15 protein-coding genes are annotated in these 20,380 nt (G+C 63.8%); 8 read left to right on the top strand and 7 right to left on the bottom strand.

Annotation, left to right across the window (positions count from 1 at the left end; all coding sequences use genetic code 11):
* Window positions 1–124 precede the first annotated feature (124 nt).
* Complete coding sequence (locus tag ABTV29_RS19515; protein ID WP_433766326.1) at window positions 125–1,042, bottom strand: LysR family transcriptional regulator; 918 nt, start codon at window positions 1,040–1,042, stop codon at window positions 125–127.
* A 142-nt stretch (window positions 1,043–1,184) separates the two neighbouring features.
* Between ABTV29_RS19515 and ABTV29_RS19510 the strand changes: the two genes are divergently transcribed.
* The 6 genes from ABTV29_RS19510 to ABTV29_RS19485 all read left to right on the top strand — a co-directional run bounded on the left by ABTV29_RS19510 (window position 1,185) and on the right by ABTV29_RS19485 (window position 6,952).
* Window positions 1,185–1,943: a 5-oxoprolinase subunit PxpA gene (locus ABTV29_RS19510; RefSeq protein ID WP_433766325.1), complete on the top strand. Its 759-nt coding sequence runs from the start codon at window positions 1,185–1,187 to the stop codon at window positions 1,941–1,943.
* Between the two features lie 105 nt (window positions 1,944–2,048).
* Window positions 2,049–2,294 (top strand): acetyl-CoA carboxylase, encoded by a 246-nt coding sequence (locus ABTV29_RS19505; protein WP_433766324.1) that lies wholly within the window; start codon window positions 2,049–2,051, stop codon window positions 2,292–2,294.
* Between the two features lie 10 nt (window positions 2,295–2,304).
* On the top strand, window positions 2,305–3,678 hold the full coding sequence (locus ABTV29_RS19500; protein ID WP_433766323.1) for an acetyl-CoA carboxylase biotin carboxylase subunit: 1,374 nt from the start codon (window positions 2,305–2,307) through the stop codon (window positions 3,676–3,678).
* Window positions 3,675–4,547: a 5-oxoprolinase subunit B family protein gene (locus ABTV29_RS19495; protein WP_433766322.1), complete on the top strand. Its 873-nt coding sequence runs from the start codon at window positions 3,675–3,677 to the stop codon at window positions 4,545–4,547. Before ABTV29_RS19500 ends, ABTV29_RS19495 begins: the two co-directional genes overlap by 4 nt.
* Window positions 4,544–5,518, top strand: a complete 975-nt coding sequence (locus tag ABTV29_RS19490) for a biotin-dependent carboxyltransferase family protein (RefSeq protein ID WP_433766321.1) — start codon at window positions 4,544–4,546, stop codon at window positions 5,516–5,518. Before ABTV29_RS19495 ends, ABTV29_RS19490 begins: the two co-directional genes overlap by 4 nt.
* A 111-nt stretch (window positions 5,519–5,629) precedes the next feature.
* Window positions 5,630–6,952 carry a purine-cytosine permease family protein gene (locus tag ABTV29_RS19485; RefSeq protein ID WP_433766320.1) on the top strand — a complete coding sequence of 441 codons (1,323 nt, stop codon included), beginning with the start codon at window positions 5,630–5,632 and terminating at the stop codon, window positions 6,950–6,952.
* A gap of 795 nt (window positions 6,953–7,747) precedes the next feature.
* On the opposite strand, the gene ABTV29_RS19480 is transcribed toward ABTV29_RS19485, so the two are convergent.
* Both ABTV29_RS19480 and ABTV29_RS19475 read right to left on the bottom strand, forming a co-directional pair.
* The gene (locus ABTV29_RS19480; protein ID WP_433766319.1) at window positions 7,748–9,052 is read right to left on the bottom strand and encodes an MFS transporter; all 1,305 of its coding nucleotides are present in this window, start codon (window positions 9,050–9,052) and stop codon (window positions 7,748–7,750) included.
* A gap of 48 nt (window positions 9,053–9,100) precedes the next feature.
* Window positions 9,101–10,279 (bottom strand): M20 aminoacylase family protein, encoded by a 1,179-nt coding sequence (locus ABTV29_RS19475; RefSeq protein ID WP_433766318.1) that lies wholly within the window; start codon window positions 10,277–10,279, stop codon window positions 9,101–9,103.
* Between the two features lie 141 nt (window positions 10,280–10,420).
* On the opposite strand from ABTV29_RS19475, the gene ABTV29_RS19470 reads away from it, so the two are divergent.
* The gene (locus ABTV29_RS19470) at window positions 10,421–11,374 is read left to right on the top strand and encodes a LysR substrate-binding domain-containing protein (protein ID WP_433766317.1); all 954 of its coding nucleotides are present in this window, start codon (window positions 10,421–10,423) and stop codon (window positions 11,372–11,374) included.
* Between the two features lie 121 nt (window positions 11,375–11,495).
* Here the strand turns inward: ABTV29_RS19470 and ABTV29_RS19465 are convergent, their stop codons facing one another.
* Complete coding sequence (locus ABTV29_RS19465; protein WP_433766316.1) at window positions 11,496–13,199, bottom strand: ABC transporter ATP-binding protein/permease; 1,704 nt, start codon at window positions 13,197–13,199, stop codon at window positions 11,496–11,498.
* 199 nt (window positions 13,200–13,398) lie between these two features.
* Here ABTV29_RS19465 and fhuF point away from each other — a divergent pair, with 199 nt between their 5' ends.
* Window positions 13,399–14,091, top strand: a complete 693-nt coding sequence (gene fhuF, locus ABTV29_RS19460; protein ID WP_433766315.1) for a siderophore-iron reductase FhuF — start codon at window positions 13,399–13,401, stop codon at window positions 14,089–14,091.
* 177 nt (window positions 14,092–14,268) lie between these two features.
* On the opposite strand, the gene ABTV29_RS19455 is transcribed toward fhuF, so the two are convergent.
* From ABTV29_RS19455 to ABTV29_RS19445, 3 genes are all read right to left on the bottom strand, one after another.
* On the bottom strand, window positions 14,269–14,562 hold the full coding sequence (locus ABTV29_RS19455; RefSeq protein WP_433766314.1) for a hypothetical protein: 294 nt from the start codon (window positions 14,560–14,562) through the stop codon (window positions 14,269–14,271).
* Window positions 14,563–14,896: 334 nt separating this feature from the next.
* The gene (locus ABTV29_RS19450; protein ID WP_433766313.1) at window positions 14,897–16,540 is read right to left on the bottom strand and encodes a cyclic peptide export ABC transporter; all 1,644 of its coding nucleotides are present in this window, start codon (window positions 16,538–16,540) and stop codon (window positions 14,897–14,899) included.
* The gene (locus tag ABTV29_RS19445) at window positions 16,537–20,373 is read right to left on the bottom strand and encodes a non-ribosomal peptide synthetase (RefSeq protein WP_433766312.1); all 3,837 of its coding nucleotides are present in this window, start codon (window positions 20,371–20,373) and stop codon (window positions 16,537–16,539) included. Before ABTV29_RS19445 ends, ABTV29_RS19450 begins: the two co-directional genes overlap by 4 nt.
* Window positions 20,374–20,380: the final 7 nt, after the last annotated feature.

The following is a 20,380-nucleotide window of genomic DNA, read 5'->3' as shown; positions in this document are numbered from 1 at the left end:
ATTCTGTGGCGAGGGAGCTTGCTCCCGCTGGACTGCTTAGCAGTCCCTTTTTTTGGGGCCGCTTCGCGGCCCAGCGGGAGCAAGCTCCCTCGCCACAGATTACATCCGTGAACCTTGGAAATCTTCAGCGCCGAGCCGAATGCTGTTGCGGCGCCAGAAACGCATCGTGGAAGTAATTGCGAAAGGCATGCATCGCCGGGCTGAATTCGCGCTCGCGGTGCCAGGCCAGGCCGACGCTCATGGGGGTGACCTTGTCGGTGATGGTCACGGTCTCGATGCGTTTGCCTTCCAGCGACCAGGGGCGATGCACCAGGTCCGAGAGAATCGCCACGCCGCTGCCGTTGGCCACCATGCTGCGCACCGCTTCCACCGAACTGGTGCGGACCCGCACATTGGGCTGCTGATGGGCGTGTTCCCAGTAGCGCATGGCGCTTTGTTCGGCCTCGTCGACGGTCAGCAGGATGAACGGCTCCCTGGCCACATCGGCGAGGCTCACGGACGAGCGTTCGCACAGCGGATGGTGGCTGGGCAGCCACAGGCGGCGTTCGGAGTTGAACAGGGTTTCGGAGACGATGTCCGGGTGGGTGAGGTTCGCCGTGAGCACCACCGCCATGTCGAATTGGCCTTCCAGCAGCCCTTGTTCGATCGCCTGGCGTTCCCGTTCGTGCACTTCGATGGCCACGTCCGGGTGCCAGTGTTCCAGGCGTTGCAGATGGTGCGGCAGGAAGTAACCGATCACCGTGTAGCTGGCCGCCACCCGCAGCAGGCCGCTGGCGCGCACGTCGGGCAGCGGGCTGTTCAGGGCGTCGTCGACGCTGCGCAAAATCACGTAGGCACGATTGAGGAAGTGCCGCCCGGCGTCGGTCAGGCTCATGCCCTGGGCCGAGCGCTGGAACAGCAGGGCGCCGAGCATGCCTTCCAGTTCCTTGATCGCGGTGGTTACCGCCGACTGGGAAATATTCAAATGGATCGCCGCCTGGGAGATTTGCCCGATCTCGGCGGTGGCGACGAAGTAGCGGACCTGGCGCAGGGTCAGTGACATGAAAGCTCCGGGCTATGGTTTTTTGTGATTCTGGAGGTATCTGTTTTTCAGAAGATGGCCTATCTGATAATAGATCTTCCCAAGGGGTCGGCTGGAATTTAACGTGGCCTGCATGAAGTCACAAGCGTCAGGAGCAAGCGTCATGCAGGCAGTAGATTTCAATTCGGACATGGGCGAAGGCTTTGGCCCGTGGACCATCGGCGATGGCGTCGACAATGAACTGATGGGCTTCATCAGCACCGCCAACATCGCCACCGGTTTCCATGCCGGCGACCCCGGCACCATGCGCCGCACCGTCGAACAGGCCAAGCGCCTGGGCGTGGCCATCGGCGCCCACCCGGGCTTCCGCGATCTGGTCGGCTTCGGCCGCCGCCACATCAATGCACCGGCCCAGGAACTGGTGGACGACATGCTTTACCAGCTCGGCGCGCTGCGCGAACTGGCCCGGGTCCAAGGCGTGGCCCTGCAACACATCAAACCCCACGGCGCGCTGTACATGCACCTGGCCCGGGACGAAGAAGCGGCCCGCCTGCTGGTGGAAAACCTCCAGCGTCTGGAGCCTGAGTTGCTGCTGTATTGCATGCCCAACTCGGTGATCTGGCGCGTCGCCAAAGAGCTCGGCCAACCGGTGATCCGCGAGTTCTATGCCGACCGCGAATACGACCTCAGCGGCTCCATCGTCTTTACCCGCAACGTGCGTGCCTACGACCCGGCGCTGGTCGCGGCGCGGGTGCTGCGTGCCTGTCAGGAAGGCGTGGTGCGTACCGTCGAGGGCGAAGACCTGGCGATCGAATTCGATTCCATCTGCCTGCACAGCGACACACCGGGCGCCCTGGCGCTGGTGGAAGCCACCCGCAAGGCGCTGGATGACGCCGGGATCAAGGTGCGCGCACCGCGCTGAACCAGGACAAAACATCACTGCGAAACACCAGGCACAGAGAAGCCAGGGTTTAAACACCGATTCATTTTTGCCTGCCTTTCTACAACTATTCCAAGAGGAACAGACATGGCCGAACAAACCGTTATTACCCCGTTGCCGGGCACCTTTTACCGCAAGGCCACCCCGGACTCGCCGAACTACGTCGAGCCGGGCGCCGAGGTCAGTGCCGACACCGTGATCGGCCTGATCGAGGTCATGAAGCAGTTTTCCGAACTGACTGCCGGCACGGCGGGGCGCCTGGGCGCGTTTCTGGTCGAAGACGGTGATCCGGTGGAGCCGGGTCAGGTCATCGCCACACTCGACGACGCGTGAGGGCACGACCATGACTCAAGGCATTCGTAAACTGCTGATCGCCAACCGTGGCGAGATTGCCGTGCGGATCATTCGTGCGGCCAAGGAACTGGGGATCCCCACCGTTGCGGCGTGCAGCGAGGCAGACGTCGATTCCATGGCCGCGCGCATGGCCGACGAGGTGCATATCCTCGGCCCGGCCCGCGCCGATAAAAGCTATCTGAACGTCGAGGCCTTGCTCGGCGCCTTGAAAGCCACCGGCGCCAACGCCGTTCACCCCGGCTACGGCTTTCTCTCGGAGAACGCCGACTTTGCCGAAGCGGTGGTCGCCGCCGGCGCGATTTTCGTAGGACCCAGCGCAGACACCATCCGGCGCATGGGCGACAAGGCCGAAGCCCGGCGCACCGCGCAAGCGGCCGGCGTGCCGGTGGTACCCGGTTCTCCCGATGAGCTGTTTGACGTCGAGTCGGCGCTCAAGGCTGCCGAATCCGTCGGCTTCCCACTGCTGATCAAGGCCTCGGCCGGCGGCGGTGGACGCGGTATTCGCCTGGCGGAAAACGCCCAGCAGCTGAGTGAAGAGTTCCCCCGTTCCCAGCGTGAAGCCCAGGCGGCCTTCGGCAATGGCGCGGTGTATCTGGAGCGTTTCATCGGCAAGGCCCGGCACATCGAAGTGCAGGTGCTGGGCGATGGTCAGCATGCCGTGCACCTGTTCGAGCGCGAATGCTCGCTGCAGCGTCGCCGGCAGAAAATCTTCGAAGAAGCGCCGTCGCCGGCCCTCAATGCACAACAGCGCGAGACGCTGTGCGCCAGCGCCGTACGCCTGACCGAAGCCCTTGGCTACAAGGGCGCCGGCACCCTGGAGTACCTGTACGAAGACGCCACCGGCGAGTTTTTCTTCATCGAGATGAACACGCGGATCCAGGTGGAGCACCCGGTCAGCGAGCTGATCACCGGTATCGATCTGGTGCAGGCCATGTTGCGTATCGCCGGTGGCGAGCCGCTGGGTTTCCAGCAAAGCGATATCCAGCTCAATGGCGCCGCCCTGCAAATGCGCCTGAACGCCGAAGACCCGGCGCGGGATTTCTTCCCAAGCCCGGGTCTGGTGGAATCGCTGGCTTGGCCACAAGGGGAGGGCGTGCGGGTCGACAGCCATCTCTTTGAAGGCTACCGGGTGCCGCCTTACTATGATTCGCTGCTGGCCAAGCTGATTGTCCATGGCGGTGATCGCGCACAAGCCCTGGCCCGCGCCCGTATCGCTGTGGCGCAGACCACACTCACCGGCATGGCCAGCACCCTGTCGCTGCACGGTGAACTGCTGGAGCAATCCTGGCTGCACAACGCCGACTTCCACACCGGCACTTTGGAAACCTGGCTGGCCGCGCGCCGCAGCGGAGGTGAAGCATGAGCAGTCCGATTCGCTACAGCTTTGGCGCCGACGAGCATCTGTTTGCCGAAGTCAGCGACAGCATGTCCCTTGAAGCCTTCTTCAAGGGCATGGCGGTCACCCGTGCGGTGGAGCGCCTGGCGCTCGATGGCGTGCTCGATGTGTGCCTGGCCAACGCCTCGTTCCAGATCCGTTTCGACCCGGACCGCATTGCCCCGGCCGACCTGCTCGAAGCGGTGAAAGGCGCCGAGGCCGAGGCCGTCGCCGAGCGCACCTTGCACACCCGGATCATCGAGATCCCGGTGCTGTACAACGATCCCTGGACCCACGAAACCCTGATGCGTTTCCGCGACCGGCATCAGGACCCGAGCGCCACCGACCTTGAATACGCCGCGCGAATCAACGGCCTGGCCGATGTCGAGGCGTTCATCGCCGCCCACAGTGGTGCGCCCTGGTTCGTCTCGATGGTCGGCTTCGTCGCCGGCCTGCCATTCATGTTCCAGATGGTCGAACGCGAGCGCCAGTTGCAGGTGCCCAAATACCTGCGCCCGCGCACCGACACGCCAAAACTGACCCTCGGCCATGGCGGCTGCTTCGGTTGCATCTACTCGGTGCGTGGCGCCGGTGGCTACCAGATGTTCGGCGTCACCCCGGCACCGATCTACGACCCACAGCAGAACCTGGCGTACCTGAAGGAACACATGGTGTTCTTCCGCCCCGGCGACATCGTGCAATTCAAGCCGATGGACCGCGAGGCCTATGACCAGGCGGTGGCCGAGGTCGAGGCCGGGCGCTTCGACCTGCGGATCCGCCCGGTGGAGTTCTCGCTGGATGCGTTTCTCGCCGACCCGGTCGGCTATCCCAAGTCGCTGCAGGAGGTGCTGGCATGATCAAGGTACTCAAACCCGGTCTGGCCACCTCGGTGCAAGACCTTGGCCGCGAAGGCTACTACCACCTGGGCATCCCGCCTTCCGGGGCGCTGGACCAATATGCCCTGAGCGCGGCCAACCAACTGGTGGGCAACCCGGCCAACTCCGGCGCGCTGGAGTGCACGCTGCTGGGGCCGGAGCTGGAATTTCAACAGGACGCGCTGGTGGCGGTGTGCGGTGCGCACATGACGCCCAAGGTCGATGGCGTGGACATGCACCTGGACACCGCATTCGAGGTGAAGGCCGGGCAAGTGCTGCGTTTTGACTTCCCCAAGGCTGGCGCACGGGCTTATCTGGCCGTGGCCGGCGGCATCGATGTGCCGCTGGTGCTGGGCAGTCGTTCCACCTATGCGCTGGGTGCGCTGGGCGGGTTCCAGGGCCGTCGCCTGATCGCCGGAGATGAATTGCCCGTCGGCGTTGCCAGCGGCAAGGGCCGCGCCGGGGCCAGCCTGCCCATGGCGTTGCGGCAGTCGCTGGGCGGCGAGATCACCCTGCGCGTGGTGCCGGGGCTCTACTACGACCGCCTGACTCCAGCGGCGGCGGACAGCTTTTTCGCCGAAGCCTGGACGGTCGGTTCGGAAGCGGATCGCATCGGCTATCGCTTCAAGGGCGGCAGCGCGCTGACGTTCCAGCCCCGGGAGCAGCCGTTCGGTGCCGGTTCCGATCCGTCGAACATCGTCGACAGCTGTTATCCGATCGGCTCGATCCAGGTGCCGGCAGGCCTGGAGCCCATCGTGTTGCACCGCGATGCGGTGTCCGGTGGCGGCTACGCGATGATCGGCACGGTGATCAGCGCCGACCTCGACCTGATCGGCCAGATGCAACCGAACCAGAAAGCCCGTTTCGTGGCGGTGACCCTCGAAGAAGCGCTGGAAGCGCGACGTTCCTATAAGAAAAAACTCAGCTGCCTGAGCAAGCTGTTCCCTTCCTGATGCTGCCCGCCGCACTGCGCGGGTAAAGCCAAACGGTGAGCCAACGCCGCACTTCGGTGCGGTGGCGGCTGCCCGCGCTTCAACCTTTGACTGGTTCTGGAGTTCACGCATATGGCTGCTTTATCGCAATCGAGTCAAACCGGGCAAGACCCGGCCAATCATCCTGTTCCAACCAACGCACGCATGGGGCGACTGTCGCTGACCATGGCCTGGTGGGCGGTGTGCAGCGCGATGTTCTACATCGTGGTCGGCGCCTCTTTGGCGTTGTCCTTTGGCGCGCGCAACGCGCTGATCGGCATGGTGCTGTCGGTGATCAGCTACGGGCTGGTCAACAGCGTGCTCAGTCGCTTCGCGGTGCGCAGCGGCCTGTCGGTGGCGTTGTTTTCGCGGCTGTTGTTCGGCAGCACCGGCGCGTGCCTGGCGACCTTGATCTTCTTCTCCACGGCGATTTACTACGCGGTGTTCGAAGGTTCGGTGATCGCCGTGGCGCTCAATCACCTGTACCCGGAACTGGTGTATCCGCTGGCCGCGTTGCTGGTGGTGCTGTACAGCGTGCCGATGATCCTGGGCAGCGTGCAGCACTGGCTGGACAAGCTCAACGGCGTGCTGCTGCCGGTATACCTCGGTGGCCTGTTGGTGGCGGTGGGACTGTCGATCAGCCGTTATGGCTACCAGCCGCAATGGCTGGACTTCGGCCCGGCCACTCCCAGCGCCTTCGGCTGGTGGGACTGCTTTGTCGCTTACATGGGCGTGTGGATCCTGATGCTGTTCACCTTCGACTACGCCCGTTTCGGCAAACCCGAGGACGCCGAATACCACGGCCGCTGGAACTTCGGCATGCCGTTCTACGCGGTGACGTTTTTGCTCAACGGTGCGGCAGGCATCTACCTGGTCAGCAGCATCCCCCACGAAGGCGCGCTTAACGAAGTGTCGGTGGTCATGGCGATCCTGCAGATGATGGGCTTGTGGGGGCTGCTGTTCGTGTGGGCCACGCAAACCCGGATCAACACCGCCAACTACTACCTGGCGACCCTGAACATGCAAGCGTTCTTCGCCCGCTTCGGCCTGCGCGCTTCGTACCTGGTGTGGGCGCTGGCGGTCGGCGTGATCGTCTACGGCCTGATGCTGGCGGATGTGTTTGCTTACCTGCTCAAGGCGCTGGCCTATCAGGGCATTTTCGTGGTGGCCTGGGTGGGCGTGGCGTTGGCGCAGATCGTCTACGGACGTTACGACGCCGCGGCACTGGACCGGGTGTCGGCGTTCAACCCGGTGGGCCTGACCGCCTGGTTCGGCGCCACGGCGCTGGGGCTGGGGCTGATGTTTGCCGGCAGTGGCGTGAGCAGCTTCTCCGCGCCTGCGACGGTGCTTGTGGCGTTTGGGTTGCAGGCGGGGTTGGCTTATCGGGGGCGGTTGCAGGTGGGGTTGGCTGAATAAGATTCTCTGGATTGGGGGCATATCCGTTTCTTAGGTGATGGCTAGTTATGGTTCCGCCCTTACGGCGGGTCACTTTCGAAAAGCCGGAGCGCCGGCCCGGGCCAAAGTAACCAAAGCGCTTTGCCCCTTTCGTTCGGTGCCTCGCTGTGGCTCGGCATGCCCTCGCTCCGGTCCTGCTCCGTGGGCCCGCCGCCATCGGCCATCCATGGCCGGGGGCGGCTACCGCGGCATCCCTGCCGCGGTGCCCACTGGGCAGAACCGGAACGAAGCCTCTCGAGGGGGCGTGCACCGCAAAAAGCCAAAACGAGGCGGCCGACCGGCCGGCCTGTCATTTGAAGCGTACGCGTTCCCCCTGTAGGAGCGAGCCTGCTCGCGATGGTCGTCAACGATAACGCTGGCAGCCTGACACCCCGCGGCGTTCTGTCGTCCATCGCGAGCAAGCTCGCTCCTACACGGGCCCAGCGCAATCAGGCCGGCCGGTCGGCCGCCTCGCTTTTGATTTTGATCTGCCCCGTCGGAAGGCCGAGTGGAGGTGTTCATCCGGGGGGAAGGCGCGTAGCGCCGTGCGGCGAAGCCGCACACATCGAGAGGAGGTGCAGCGAAGCAAACCGGAGGCGATCCCCCCGGATGAATACCGGAGCGAGGGAACCCTGAGCCTAAGCGAAGGGCCGTACGTCAGGGGATAAAAGCGCTTGGTTACTTGGCGCTTTTCCAAGTAACCCGCCGTAAGGGCGGAACCATAAGTGGCCATCACCTAAATAACGGATATGTACACCTCCCAAAAACAGACCCACATCAATCAAGCACCCTGCCAGCCGTCTCCCTCGCCATAGCCAACCCCACCAACGTCAGGCCCAAACACACCATCACATACAACGCCGGCGCATTATTATTGCCCGTCAGCCCAATCAACCCGGTCGCAAAGAACTGCGCAAAACCACCAAACACCGACACCCCCAGGCAATAAACAATCGACAACCCGGTGGCACGGATCGCGCGGGGAAACAGTTCGGTGATCAGCACCAGGGTCGGCACAGTGATCAACACCAGCAACAGGGTGGTGACCAACGAGACGGCCAGCAGCGTACCCAGCGTGGGGTACTGGTTCATCAGCATGAACGCCGGATAGATCAGCAACAGCATCGGAATCGCACCCAGGGCAACCGTGCGGCGACGGCCGATGCGGTCACTCAGCCGACCGGCCCAGATCGACAGGCTGATCTGCACCAGTGCGCCGAGGCAAGCGGCCGTGGTGCCCATCTTCATCGGCAGGTGCAGCACCGTGACGCTGTAGTTGGTCATGTAGTCCAGCACGATGTAGCTGGATGCCGTGCTGCCGATCACCAACAGCACACCGGTCAGCACCGTTCGACGATAGCGGGTGAAGATCGATCGCACGCTGGATGTCGCCTGATGGCCTGGCGCGGCTTCACCGGCGGTTTCCTTGAGATGGCGGCGAATGTAGACGCCGACCGGAATCACCAGGATGCCCAGCACGAACGGCAGGCGCCAGCCCCAGCTTTCCAGGGCCTCGGCAGACAGGGTCGAGCTCAGTGCCAGGGCCACCAGCGCGCCGAGCAGGAAGCTCAGGCCCTGGCTGAACAGCTGCCAGCTGCCGTAGAAGCCGCGACTGTTGTTGTCCGCATGCTCCATCAGCATCGCGGTGGAGGCGCCGACTTCACCGCCGATGGCGAAGCCCTGTATCAGCCGCGCCAGCACAATGATCACCGGCGCGGCGATGCCGATTTGCGCATAGGTGGGGGCGATGGCGAACAGCAGCGAACCCAGGGCCATCAGCCACAGCGTCAGCATCATCGCCGGCTTGCGCCCGACCCGGTCGGCGTAGGCGCCCAGCACCAGGCCGCCGATGGGGCGCATGCCGAAGCCGACGCCGAAGGTCGCCAGCGACAGCAGCAACTGCCCCAGCGTGCTCTCGACAGGGAAGAACTGACGGCCGATCAGCGTGGCGAAAAAGCTGTAGACCGAGAAATCGTAGAACTCAAGGCCCGAGCCAATGGTGATGGCCGCGATGGCGCGTGCGCCGATCGGTCGACGTACCGCAGGGGCAGCCGGCATAGCAGTAGAAACGGGAGTAGACATGGGACGAACTCCAGGAGGCGAGGGCGATACCAGGTGGTCGAGGGGCAGTCAGGCCAGGAAGGTTTCCACCAGCCGAACCCAATAACTGGCACCCGTCGCCAGGCAGTCGTCGTTGAAGTCGTAGCCGGGGTTATGCACCATGCAGCCGCCTTCGCCGTCGCCATTGCCGATCAGCAGGTAGCAACCGGGGCAGCGCTGGAGCATCACGGCGAAATCCTCGCTGCCGGTCAGCGGCTTCATGTCGCGAATCAAGCCGTCTTCACCGACCCAGTCCAGCGCCACCTGCCGTGCGAATTCGGTGCTTTGCGGATGGTTGAACAGCGCCGGAAAACGTTGCGCTTCGTCGACTTCCACGGTGGCACGGGCGCCAAAGCTCGCCGCCTGGGTTTGCGCCACAGCGGTGATGCGCGCAATCAACTCATCGCGCACCTGGGCCTTGAGGGCGCGCACGCTCAACTGCAATTCGGCGTGATCGGGAATCACATTGGCGGCGATCCCGGCGTGGAATGTGCCGACGGTCACCACGGCGGTGTCGAGGGGATCGACATTGCGCGCGACGATGCTCTGCAGCGCCATGACGATGGCCGATCCCGCCAGCACCGGATCCACCGCCTTGTGCGGCATGGCGCCGTGACCGCCGACGCCATCGATGCGAATGGTCACGGTGTCGGTCGAGGCCATGAACGGCCCCGGCAGGAAACCGAGCTTGCCCACCGGCAGCCCCGGCATGTTGTGCATGGCGAAAATCGCATCACAGGGGAACCGCTCGAACAGCCCGTCATCGAGCATGCGCTGGGCACCGCCGTCGCCTTCCTCGGCGGGCTGGAAAATCACCACCAGGGCGCCGTCGAACTCGCGGCTCTCGGCCAGGTACCGGGCCGCCGCCAGCAACATCGCCGTGTGACCGTCGTGGCCGCAGGCATGCATCACGCCTTCGTGGCGACTGGTATAGGGCAGGCCTGTCTGCTCGATGATCGGCAGCGCGTCCATGTCGGCGCGCAGGCCGATCATCTTGTTGCCCTGGCCATTGCGCAGCAGCCCGACCACCCCGGTGCCGCCCAGGCCACGGTGCACATCAAAGCCCCACTCGGTGAGTTTGCCCGCCACCAGATCGGCGGTGGCGAACTCTTCGAAGCTCAGTTCCGGGTGGGCGTGGATGTGTCGACGCAGGACGATCATCTCGTCTTCGAGCGCACGAATGCCGGGCAGCGCGGGCAGGTTGAGCATCAAAAATTCCTCGTTCTTATTGGTCGTTTTCGGATGTCCGACTGATACCCTGCGATCCTAATGAGTTGGCGAAGGCCGCGGCAGTCGCAAAAAAGCGGGGCTGAAAACCCAGGGTTTACACCCAGGGTGAGGGAGGAAAGGATGAAGCTGCATCAATTGCGGGCGCTGGTGATGATTGCCGACTGCGGCAGTATCCGGGCGGCGGCGCGGCAACTGGAGGTCTCGCAGACGGCGGTGGCCAAGGCCCTGCGTGAGCTGGAGGAACAGCTGCAATTGCCGCTGCTGGTGCGTAACGCCAGCGGGGTGGTGCTGACCCAATATGGTCAATCGCTGTTGCAGCATGCGCGGCAGATGCTCAGCCAGCTCGAGCGCGCGCAGTTGGAGTTGGCCCACTTGAGCGATCAGGCCGAGGGGCATTTGCGCCTGGGCATCTCTCCGTGGATGGGCATGACCCTGTTGCCCGAGGTCGTCACGCTGTTCCGCCAACGCATGCCCCGTGTGCGCCTGGAAGTCTTCGAGGGCTTGATGGCGGTGACCCTGCCGCGATTGCGCGACGGCACCATGGAGTTTGCGGTGGGGCTGGTGTCTTCGTTGCTGCCGCGCCCGGAATTCGTCTGCGAGCCGATCTGTTCCTACAAGATGGCGGTGGTGGCCCGCCACGGTCATCCACGCAGCGACAGCCGTTCCATCCACGATTTGCTGGATCAGGACTGGGTGGTCAATTACCCGGACGCCAGCCACGAAGGCTTGATGACCGAGTTGTTCTGGCAGCACGGCGCGCAGATCGACATGCAGCACATCCATCGCGCGCATTCACCGCAGCTGACGTTATCGCTGATCGAGCAAACCGACATGCTCAGCTACTTTCCGCAGCCGATGCTCACCGTGCCGATCTACCGCGAACGGGTAGCGCCGCTGGCCCTGGCCGAAACCTTCGCCACCGACACCATCGGCATCGTGACACCGCGCAATGCCCAATTGGGGGTGGCGGCCCAGTGCTTCGTCGATTGCCTGTTCCAGGTCATCCGCCGCCGGGCCCGCTCGGCGCGGCCGGAGGATGTCGAGCTGTTCGATACGCTGGATCTGTTGATTTGAGATGAGCCCAATGTAGGAGCGAGCCTGCTCGCGATGGCGGCGGGTCAGTCAATGATGATGTCGGCTGACACTCCCTCATCGCGAGCAGGCTCGCTCCTACAGTTTGATTTTCTGTGAAGGTTCAAACCGGCTGCTCAACCCTGCGATGCAACCACCGCGCCTCGCTTTGCAGTTCCAGCACCTGCCAGTGGAAGCGCTCCAGCGAAGCGTTGTGGCCGACGCTGATCAGGATGGTGTCCGGCAGGGTTTGCTTGAGTAGTTGATAACAGTGCGCTTCGTTGGCCGCGTCCAGTGCCGAACTGCTCTCGTCGAGGAACAGCACCGCAGGGCGGGCGAGCAGGGCGCGGACGAAGGCGCAGCGTTGCTGTTCGCCGACGCTCAGGGTCTGCGACCAGTCATGTTCCTGATCCAGCTGTTCGCTCAGGTGTTGCAGGCCGATTTGCTGCAGGGTCAGGCGCAAGGCGGCGTCTGCTTCGCGATCCGGCGGGTTGGGGTACCACAAGGCCTCGCGCAGGCTGCCCAGTGGCAGATAAGGTTTTTGCGAGAGGGTCAGAGCGCGCTCGCGGTCATAGCTGGCAGAGCCGCTGGCGTGGGGCCAGAGCCCGGTGACGGTGCGAATGAACGTCGACTTGCCATAGCCCGACGGTGCGCTGATCAGCAGGCTGTCACCGGGCTTGAGCGAAAGGTTGAAGCCATCGAACAGGCGCCGGCCGTTGGGCAGCCAGATGTCCAGATCCCGGATCTCGAAGCCTTCGACCTGATGCCCTTCGACGACATTGGACTTGACCTCGACCTTGTCCAGGCGCTCCTGAAAGCCGATCAAGCGGTCGATCACCGATTTCCACGCCGACAGCTCCGGGAATACCTCCACCAGATAGGCGATGGCCGAGTGCACCTCGCCGAAGGCGGCGCTGATCTGTGTCAGGCGGCCGAGGGGGAAGGCGCCGGCGAAGAACTGCGGCGCCATGATGAACATCGGGATGACCGTGGCGCTGCGCAGGTAGAAGGTCGAGTAACCCATGATCAGCTTCTGCTTTTTCACCAGCTCCCAGAAGTTCTCCAGCGCCGCCTCCAGGCGTTGGTTGAAACGCAGGTTTTCCACGGCTTCGCCCTTGTACTGGGCTACCGAGTCGGCGTTCTCCCGCAGGCGCATCAGCGAGAAACGAAAGTCGGCTTCACGGCGCTGTTGCAGGAAGTTCAGGCGTGGCAACGCACGGCCCAGCCAGAACGCCAGCCCGGTGCCTGCCAGCGCGTAGACAATGGCGATCCACACCAGCAACCCGGGAATGATCACCGAGTCACCGGCGAACGGTACGCTGACCAGGCTGGAGGCCTGCCAGATGATGTGCAGGAAGGAGAACAGCGAGACCACCGAGGTCAGCAGGCCCAGGGTCAGTTTCAGGGATTTGACGATGAACAGGTCGATGTCTTCGGCAATCCGCTGGTCGGGGTTGTCGACTTCGTTCTCGGTCAGTTTGAGCTTCTGGTAGCGCTGGTTGCCAAGCCATTGTTCGAGCAGGTTATGGGTGGCCCAGCGCCGCCAGCGCAGCGTCAGTTTCTGCTGGAAGTGAAACGCGGCTACGGTAAAGGTGGCGGTGCCGATCTGCAGCAGGATGAATTGCACGCTACCGACGATAAAGCCCTGGTAATCCAGAGCCTGCAGGGCGTTGTAGAAGTGCAGGTTCCAGAAGTTGGTTAGGATGTTGACCCCCACCAGGCACAGGGTCATCACCACGGTGGCCACCAGCAACAACAACGCCGGGTACTTTTCTTCCGAGGCCCAGAATGGCCCTGCGAGACGCCAGAAATTGCGGAGAGTTTGCATGAGGTCGTAATGGGCCCGGTCGCTAGCGACGTTGAGTTTGCAAGTGAGTAAGGATACGATCGGCCAATGCTAATCGTTTGCATTCAATAGGGATAGTCACGGGAGTCCCGTCATCGAATTTCCAGAATGGCTCACCCAGGCCTGGCCACCGATACAGCGGGTCATCTGCAATGAGCCGGGTGACCAGCCTTCAATCGCCTTGAGCCAGATCTCCGACCCCGCCGTGCTGCACCCCTTGCTGAGCCGCTTTGCCCTGCTTTATCCGGGGGTGAACCGCGCGGCGGTGGTTTCGCAGTGGTCGATGAACTACATGAGCATCGTCCTGCCGGCCGCATTCGCCTGTGTCCTCACCCGTCAGAGTGCGATCGATTTCTGGAGCGGGGAGGCGGTGCTGCTGCACGACGATGACGGTTCGCCCCAGTCCGTCGGATTGGCTGTCCAACCCGCAACACTGGCCCGGCAGGACCGTGCGGCCTACTGGTCGCGATTGATTCACGAGCATCTGACGCCGTTGTTCACTACCCTGGCCGCCGCCGGTGGCCTGGCCCCGAAAATACTGTGGGGCAACATGGTCGCCATCTGGGACGGTGCTTTCGCAAGAATGGATGCCAGCTTGTCCAGGGACGGATTCGCCGAGGCACACCAGTGGCTGGAGCGGGCGATAGTGAACGACGGGCGCCTGAAGTTGCGGGGCCTGCAACGCATGGTCGAATCGCCTGCGCCACAGATTGTTCCCCAGCTACCCTTGCGTCGGCATTGCTGCCTGCATTACCAGTTGCACGAGCCGGTCGAAGGCGAGCCGCCCGTTTTGTGCGAGTCCTGCCCCAAACTGCACCGCCTGCCGGTGGCGGAACAGGTGAGTTACCTGCATTACATCTATGAGGAGGGTTGATTCCCTTCTTTGTCTGTGCAGCACTTGTAGGAGCGAGCCTGCTCGCGATGGTCGTTAACGATTACGCATGCTTGCCGGCTGAACGCGGTGCCCTGAAGGCCATCGCGAGCAGGCTCGCTCCTACAGGGATTGGGGGAAATCAGCGCCATCCCGGTCGCCCGGCCAGTGTCTGCCGATTCAGGTGTGACGACGGACAAACTCCAGACCGGCCAGCGGTATTCCCACGCCGGCGATGCACAGGCTCCAGACCAGGCTTTCGATACCGAAGGCGATCAACCCGCCACCGACGACTGTCGCGGGCAGCACCGGAAAAAACAGCAGGCCGATCAGCAGTGCATGTGTGCCCAGCAGTCTTTTCAAACGGTACTTGGCATTGAAAATACAGACGATAAAGAACAGCGCCCAAAATCCAATGCTCAGTAAATAAAGGGCCAGATGGAGTAAGTCTCCAACCATTCCATAGCCGTGCATATGCAATCCTCCATTGCGGTTTCCGATCGTCACGCCTGACCTGCACAAGGCCAGGCGTTTATCGTTCAGTAATGGATCGCTCCCTGAACTGTAGTCGACATTGACTCCTCAAAACTGCACGGCAGTACCACCGGTACCCCGTCGACTGACTGCGTCGCGTCTCGCAACTCAAGCGGCGCGGCAGGTTAACAGTTCTCAAATTCACTTACGAACTTGTGGGAGCGAGCCTGCTCGCGATAGCGCCGTGTCAGTCAACATTTATGCTGAATGACACTCCGCAATCGCGAGCAGGCTCGCTCCCACAGGGGATTGGGGGTATCCGCTCACCCTCTCATCAGGCATACGCCGCGTGGGCTTCGACCTGGGTCAGGCGACCGTTCTCGACTTTCAGTACCCGGTCGGCCTGCTGGAAGTACGCGTCGTCGTGGGTGATCACGATCACGGTTTTGCCCCGGGCCTTGAGCTCCGGCAGCAGCTCCATGTAGAACACGCGCTTGAAGGTCGGGTCCTGGTCGGCGGCCCATTCGTCGAACAGGTAGAAGGGCTTGTCGTCCAGATACGCCGACACCAGTGCCAGCCGTTTGCGCTGCCCGGTGGACAGGTCCACGGTGGAGAAACGGTCGTCGACGATGCTGACCTTATGCCCCAGCCCCAGGGCTTTCACATAACGGGTAGCCTCGGCGGTGCGGTGTTCGGCATCCGGTCCTTCATCTCCCAGCAGGTGCTCGAACAGGTGGAAATCGGCGAACACGGCAGCGAAGTGCTGACGGTATTGCTCGCGGTTGTCGTCGTTGACTTCCACGCCATTGAACAGCACGCAGCCGGATTCCGGTGCATAGAGTCCGAGCAGCAGCATCGACAGGGTGGTCTTGCCACTGCCGTTGCCACCGACCACGAACACCAGCTCGCCCTGTTCCAAGCTCAGGTCCACCGGGCCAAGCATGAACGGGTGGTCTTCGTGCTCACCCGGATAGCGGTGGCACACGCCATTAAGCAAAAGGCGCATCGGCCCTTCGCTGGAAAACGGATTACCAATCGGAGCGGTCACTTTTTCTTCGGCGCTCAGTTCAGCATCCAGCTGGCGAATACGGGTCAGCGCAATGCTGGCCTGGCGCAGCGAGGGCAGGGCGATCATCAGGTCGGAAATCGGCCGCACCAGGTACAGCAAGGTCACGGTGAAACTGACCAGCACGGTCGGCGATTGCGGCAGCCAAAACGGCACGACGAACAACAGCACGCCAAGGTTGAGGTAGAACAGCAGCGTGCCGAGGTTGGCCACCACTGAATACCCGGCCATGCCGCGCAGGAAACGCAGGCGAAACTCGTCGGCACCCGGACGGATGACCCGCTCGACAAAGGCCTCGCCCCGGGCATTGTTCAGTTGCAGCTCCTTGCTGCCTTCGATCAGGCTGCGAAAGTGCTGGTACAGCACGTCCTTTTGCTGACGGACCTTTTCCAGGTGGCCCAGCGGCCCGCGTTCGGCGAGGTGGAACGCCACCAGGCCCACCAGCAGGAACAGCGCCAGGATCGCCAGCAACGACCACGACAGCCAGGCCAGATAGGCGAAGCAGGCCAGGGTCACCACGGCGTTCACGAACAGCAGCGGCACCCACTCGAAGGCCGCCGTGAAGGTGTGGACGTCTTCGGTGAGGATCACCAGCAAGCGGTGTTTACCCATGCCTTGCAGGCGTTTGAGCGGCGTGGCCAGCAGCTTGCGCGACAGGTCGATGCGCATCTGGAAGATCGCGCTCTGGGTCAGGTGCAGCAGCGACAGTTCCGAGCACAGCTTGCTCAGCAACATGCCGGCGCAGAGCCCGAAAAAACCCAGGGCCAGCTCCGGCAGCTGTTGTGGGTCGGCCAGCCCGCGGTTGATCAGGATCACCAGCCCGGCACTGGCCAAGCCGCCCAATGCACCGGTGATCGAGGCCAGGGCCAGCAGGCGCGCCGATTGGCGGTAGAGATAGAGAATCAGATTCATGCGCAGGTTTCCGTCGAGGCCGTGGCCAGCGACTTGTTCAATTGTTCTTGGAAGGCAGGCTGCCCGAGAATCGTCTCGTGATCGGCCGGCACCTGATAATGACAGGTTCGCTGACTGACCGCGTCCCACTGTGCCGGCAGCGCCGGGCGCTCGGCGAGGGTTTGATCGGCCCACCACAACCGCAGGGTGGCAGCGACCTTCGGCACACTGTAGCCAGTGACCCAGCGCCGGGCGTCGGCCATCACGTTCAAGGTCTGCTCAACATAGGCCAGGGGGGCATTGAGGGTCAGGCCGTTGGCGCTGGCCCAGTGCAGATAGGCAAAGCGCAATTGATCGACACGGCCCACACCGGCGGTGGCCGTTTGCAGTTGCGCCAGGCATTGCCCATCGAGCGAATTCAGGCGCTGGCTGCTGTCGCTGCTCAGTTCCTCACGAACGATGGCATATAGCGCATCCCACTCCAGTGCGTCGTCCTCGGCATGGAAGGTGCTGTCGAACAGGCCCAGCCACTCGACGGTTTGTCCTTGTGCCTCCAGTTGCCGCGTCAGTTCCAGGGCGAGCAAGCCGCCCATGGACCAGCCCCCCAGGCGGTACGGACCTTGCGCCTGAATATTGCGGATGTGGGGCAGATATTCGCTGGCCAGCGCCGCGAGACTCCGCTCGCGCAGGGATTCGGGCAGCGTGATGCCATACACCGGCAGTTCGTCGGGCAAGCCGTCAAGCATCGGCAAGTAGTGATGAACGCCGCCCGCCGGCTGGTGCAGGCAGAACAGAGGTGTCTCGCCTTCGTTTCCGGCCTGCAAGGTGATGACGGCGGCACGGTCGTCGGGGCGGGCAACCTGTTTGGCGAGATCGATGAGCGTCGGGTGCTGGAAAATCACGCTGACCGGTACTTCGATGCCCAGGGTGGCGCGCAGGCGCGCGGTCATGCGCACCACCAGCAAGGAATGTCCGCCGAGGGCGAAGAAGTCGTCATGCCGACCGATCACTTCGACTTGCAGCAACTCTTGCCAGATGGCCGCGAGCACTTGCTCGATATGCCCTTCGGGCGCCGCGTACGCCGCCAGGCTGCGGTTCGGCACGCGGGCCAGAAGGGCGCGGTGGTCGACTTTGCCGTTGGCGGTGCGCGGCAGTTGCGCCAGCCACTGGATGTCGGAGGGAATCATGTGCGCCGGCAACAGGGCGCCCAGGGATTCGCGCACGGCACTGGCCTGCAAGGGCGCGGCCGACTCGACGAAGGCGCGCAGGCTCGGTTCGGCCTGGGTGTTGTCCAGCAGCACCACCACCAGTTTGGCGCCGGTGACATTCACCAGCGCGGTTTCAATTTCCCCCAGCTCGATGCGGTAGCCGCGCAGCTTGATTTGCGAGTCGGTGCGCCCGAGGAACATCAACTGCCCGTCCAGGTCCTGCCAGGCGAAATCGCCGGTGCGGTACAGGCGCTGGCCATCGAGTGCGGGGTGGCTGGCGCGGATGAATTTTTCCGCGCTCATCTGCGCCAGCCCCAGATAGCCTTCGGACAGGCCCGGCCCGGCAATGTGGATTTCCCCCTTGAGCCCGCGTGCCACTGGCGCGCCATCGCTGTCGAGCAGGTACACCCGCGTGTGGGCAATGGCGTGGCCGATTGGCACCGACCCGGCGCCCTGGTCAGGCTGGCACAGGGCAACGGTGCTCCAGACCGACGCTTCCGTCGGGCCGTATTCGTTGTACAGCCGGGCCTGGGGTTGCCGGCGATAGTGGCTGGCGACCAGGGCGGGAGGGCAGCTTTCGCCGGCGACAATCGCGGTGTTCAGCGGGCTCGGGCTGTCCCCCAGTTCATCCAGCAACAGGGCATACAGCGACGGCAGCGCCAACAGGTGCGATACGCCGTGAGCGCGGATCAGGCGCGCCAGTTGCATCGGGTCTTTCTGTTCGCTTTCGCTGGCCAGATGCAGGCAGCCACCCTGGGCCAGGCTCCAGAACAGCCCGGCGATGGAGCTGTCGAAGGCGAACGACGACAGCAGCAGGAAGCGCTGCACCGACTGCGGGTAGCCGGCCAGCCGCGCCGCCAGCGAGTGCAGGGCGTTGGCGTGACTGATCACCACGCCCTTGGGTTGGCCGGTGCTGCCGGAGGTATAGATCAGGTAGGCCGGCTGCTCCCGCGCTACTTGCGGCTCCGGCCGCAATGCCGACACCGGCAGTGCTTGATCGATGGCCAGTGCGTTCGCTTGCCAGTCGGTCGGCAGGTCTTGCACCCGCGCCTTGAGCGTGAGCACCAGGCGCGCCTGGCTGTCGCGCAGGATGTGTTCGATGCGTTCGGCGGGGTAGGACGGATCGATCGGCACGTAGCAGGCGCCTGCGCGCAGGATCGCCACCAGGGCCACCACGGCATCAATGTCGCGCGGCAGGAAATGCGCGATCCGTGCGCCGGGCTGCAGGTCTTGCGCCAGCAGATGCTGGGTCAGGGCGCTGACCCGTTGTTCCAGCTCGGCATGGCTCAAGGTGCCGCTCGGCCCGGTCACCGCCGGACGCTGGGCGTTGGCCGCCGAGCCGAGGGAGAAGCAGGCGGCCAGGTTCGGCAGGGCGAAGGTCGCGTTGTACAGCTGTTCCTCGGCTGGTGTCAGACACGGCGAGGCGCTCAGTGCGCCGGTCACGCGCTGCAGCTCGTCGGCGTTGCAGGTGGCCAGCTGGCCCAGGTTGGCCGAAGGCTCGCGCAGGCTGTGTTCGAGCACGCTCAGCAGTTGCCCGGCGAGGATGTCGACATGGGCCGCCTGGTAGAGCGACGCGTCGAAATGCAGCGCCAAGGCACTGGCCGACTGCGGCCGGTACTGCAACAGCAGGGCGCAACTGGCAGTGACACTGTCGGCCAGGTCGATCTGCCAGCCGGCATCGTTCAGGGCACTGCGGGGCGCCACGGAGAGTTCGCGGAAACCCACGCCCGACAACGACGGCGTGTTGCCCAGATGGCTCGGGTAGCTGTCCCGGGCGTCGTCGAGCAGGCCGACGCGTTCGCTCAGTTGCTGGCACAGCGCGGAAAACGCCAGTTCAGGCGCGGTATCGAGGGTCAGCGGCAGCGCTTCGGAAAACAGACCGAGGGCATCGCCCAGCGCATCCGGGCGCAGCTGATGGTCGTAGGCCAGGGTCAGGCGTTCGGCTTCGCTGTAGCGTTGCCACAGTGTGACCCAGGCGGCGAGCACGACGATGCCGACGCTGACGCCGAGGCTGCCCGCCCGTTCATCGAGGCGCTGCGCAGTTGCTCCGTCCAGCGCCAGTTGCAAGTGGCCCGGTTCGAAGGCCCCGGAGAGGGACGGGTTCTGCCGGTGCCATGGCAATGGCACGTCGGCGACTATCTCACCCAGCTGTTCGTTCCAGAACTGCCGGCTGTGCTCGTCGTCCGCGCACTCCTGGCGCCAGGCCGCGTAGTCGGCGTATTGCAGTGGCGGGTCCTGGGGCGCTGCCTGCAAGTAGCCCAGGGCCCATTCTTCACCGAGGAAACCCAGGCTGGAGCTGTCCAGGTGCAGTGCCGGCAGCTGCAGTGTCGCCCCGCGGCCATCGGTGTCGAGGTGCAATTCGATGGCCAGCGAAGCCAAGTCCGCGCTGGCGTCGTCGATCACCTGCATCGGCAACGACAGCCCCGGCAGGTGCTGGTAACGGGTGCGCAGGATCTCGTGGCGTTGCACCAGCTGTTGCAAGGCACTGTCCAGCCGGCTGCGGTCCAGTGGCTGCTCGCTGCGAATTCGCAAGGTGGCCCGTTGCGCATTGGCCGTCAGGCGGGCTTGTTGCTGGCGCCACAGTTTCGCCTGTTGCGGCGACAGTTCGAAGCCTTCGAAGGGCGTGTCTTCGTGCGTCTGAGTCATGCTGAGA

Source organism: Pseudomonas putida (genome assembly GCF_050989985.1).
Lineage (GTDB): Bacteria > Pseudomonadota > Gammaproteobacteria > Pseudomonadales > Pseudomonadaceae > Aquipseudomonas > Aquipseudomonas putida_AI.
Note: the sequence above shows the minus strand (reverse complement) of the source record. Positions and strands in the feature narration are given on the sequence as shown.

What these genes read in the sequence shown, in the direction of transcription:
- ABTV29_RS19450 (WP_433766313.1), bottom strand. Translation starts at nt 16,540, where the DNA reads ATGAATCTGATTCTCTATCTCTACCGCCAATCGGCGCGCCTGCTGGCC.
- ABTV29_RS19455 (WP_433766314.1), bottom strand. Translation starts at nt 14,562, where the DNA reads ATGCACGGCTATGGAATGGTTGGAGACTTACTCCATCTGGCCCTTTAT.
- ABTV29_RS19495 (WP_433766322.1), top strand. Translation starts at nt 3,675, where the DNA reads ATGAGCAGTCCGATTCGCTACAGCTTTGGCGCCGACGAGCATCTGTTT.
- ABTV29_RS19505 (WP_433766324.1), top strand. Translation starts at nt 2,049, where the DNA reads ATGGCCGAACAAACCGTTATTACCCCGTTGCCGGGCACCTTTTACCGC.
- ABTV29_RS19470 (WP_433766317.1), top strand. Translation starts at nt 10,421, where the DNA reads ATGAAGCTGCATCAATTGCGGGCGCTGGTGATGATTGCCGACTGCGGC.
- ABTV29_RS19480 (WP_433766319.1), bottom strand. Translation starts at nt 9,052, where the DNA reads ATGTCTACTCCCGTTTCTACTGCTATGCCGGCTGCCCCTGCGGTACGT.
- ABTV29_RS19475 (WP_433766318.1), bottom strand. Translation starts at nt 10,279, where the DNA reads ATGCTCAACCTGCCCGCGCTGCCCGGCATTCGTGCGCTCGAAGACGAG.
- ABTV29_RS19490 (WP_433766321.1), top strand. Translation starts at nt 4,544, where the DNA reads ATGATCAAGGTACTCAAACCCGGTCTGGCCACCTCGGTGCAAGACCTT.
- ABTV29_RS19510 (WP_433766325.1), top strand. Translation starts at nt 1,185, where the DNA reads ATGCAGGCAGTAGATTTCAATTCGGACATGGGCGAAGGCTTTGGCCCG.
- ABTV29_RS19515 (WP_433766326.1), bottom strand. Translation starts at nt 1,042, where the DNA reads ATGTCACTGACCCTGCGCCAGGTCCGCTACTTCGTCGCCACCGCCGAG.
- ABTV29_RS19500 (WP_433766323.1), top strand. Translation starts at nt 2,305, where the DNA reads ATGACTCAAGGCATTCGTAAACTGCTGATCGCCAACCGTGGCGAGATT.
- ABTV29_RS19445 (WP_433766312.1), bottom strand. Translation starts at nt 20,373, where the DNA reads ATGACTCAGACGCACGAAGACACGCCCTTCGAAGGCTTCGAACTGTCG.
- ABTV29_RS19465 (WP_433766316.1), bottom strand. Translation starts at nt 13,199, where the DNA reads ATGCAAACTCTCCGCAATTTCTGGCGTCTCGCAGGGCCATTCTGGGCC.
- ABTV29_RS19485 (WP_433766320.1), top strand. Translation starts at nt 5,630, where the DNA reads ATGGCTGCTTTATCGCAATCGAGTCAAACCGGGCAAGACCCGGCCAAT.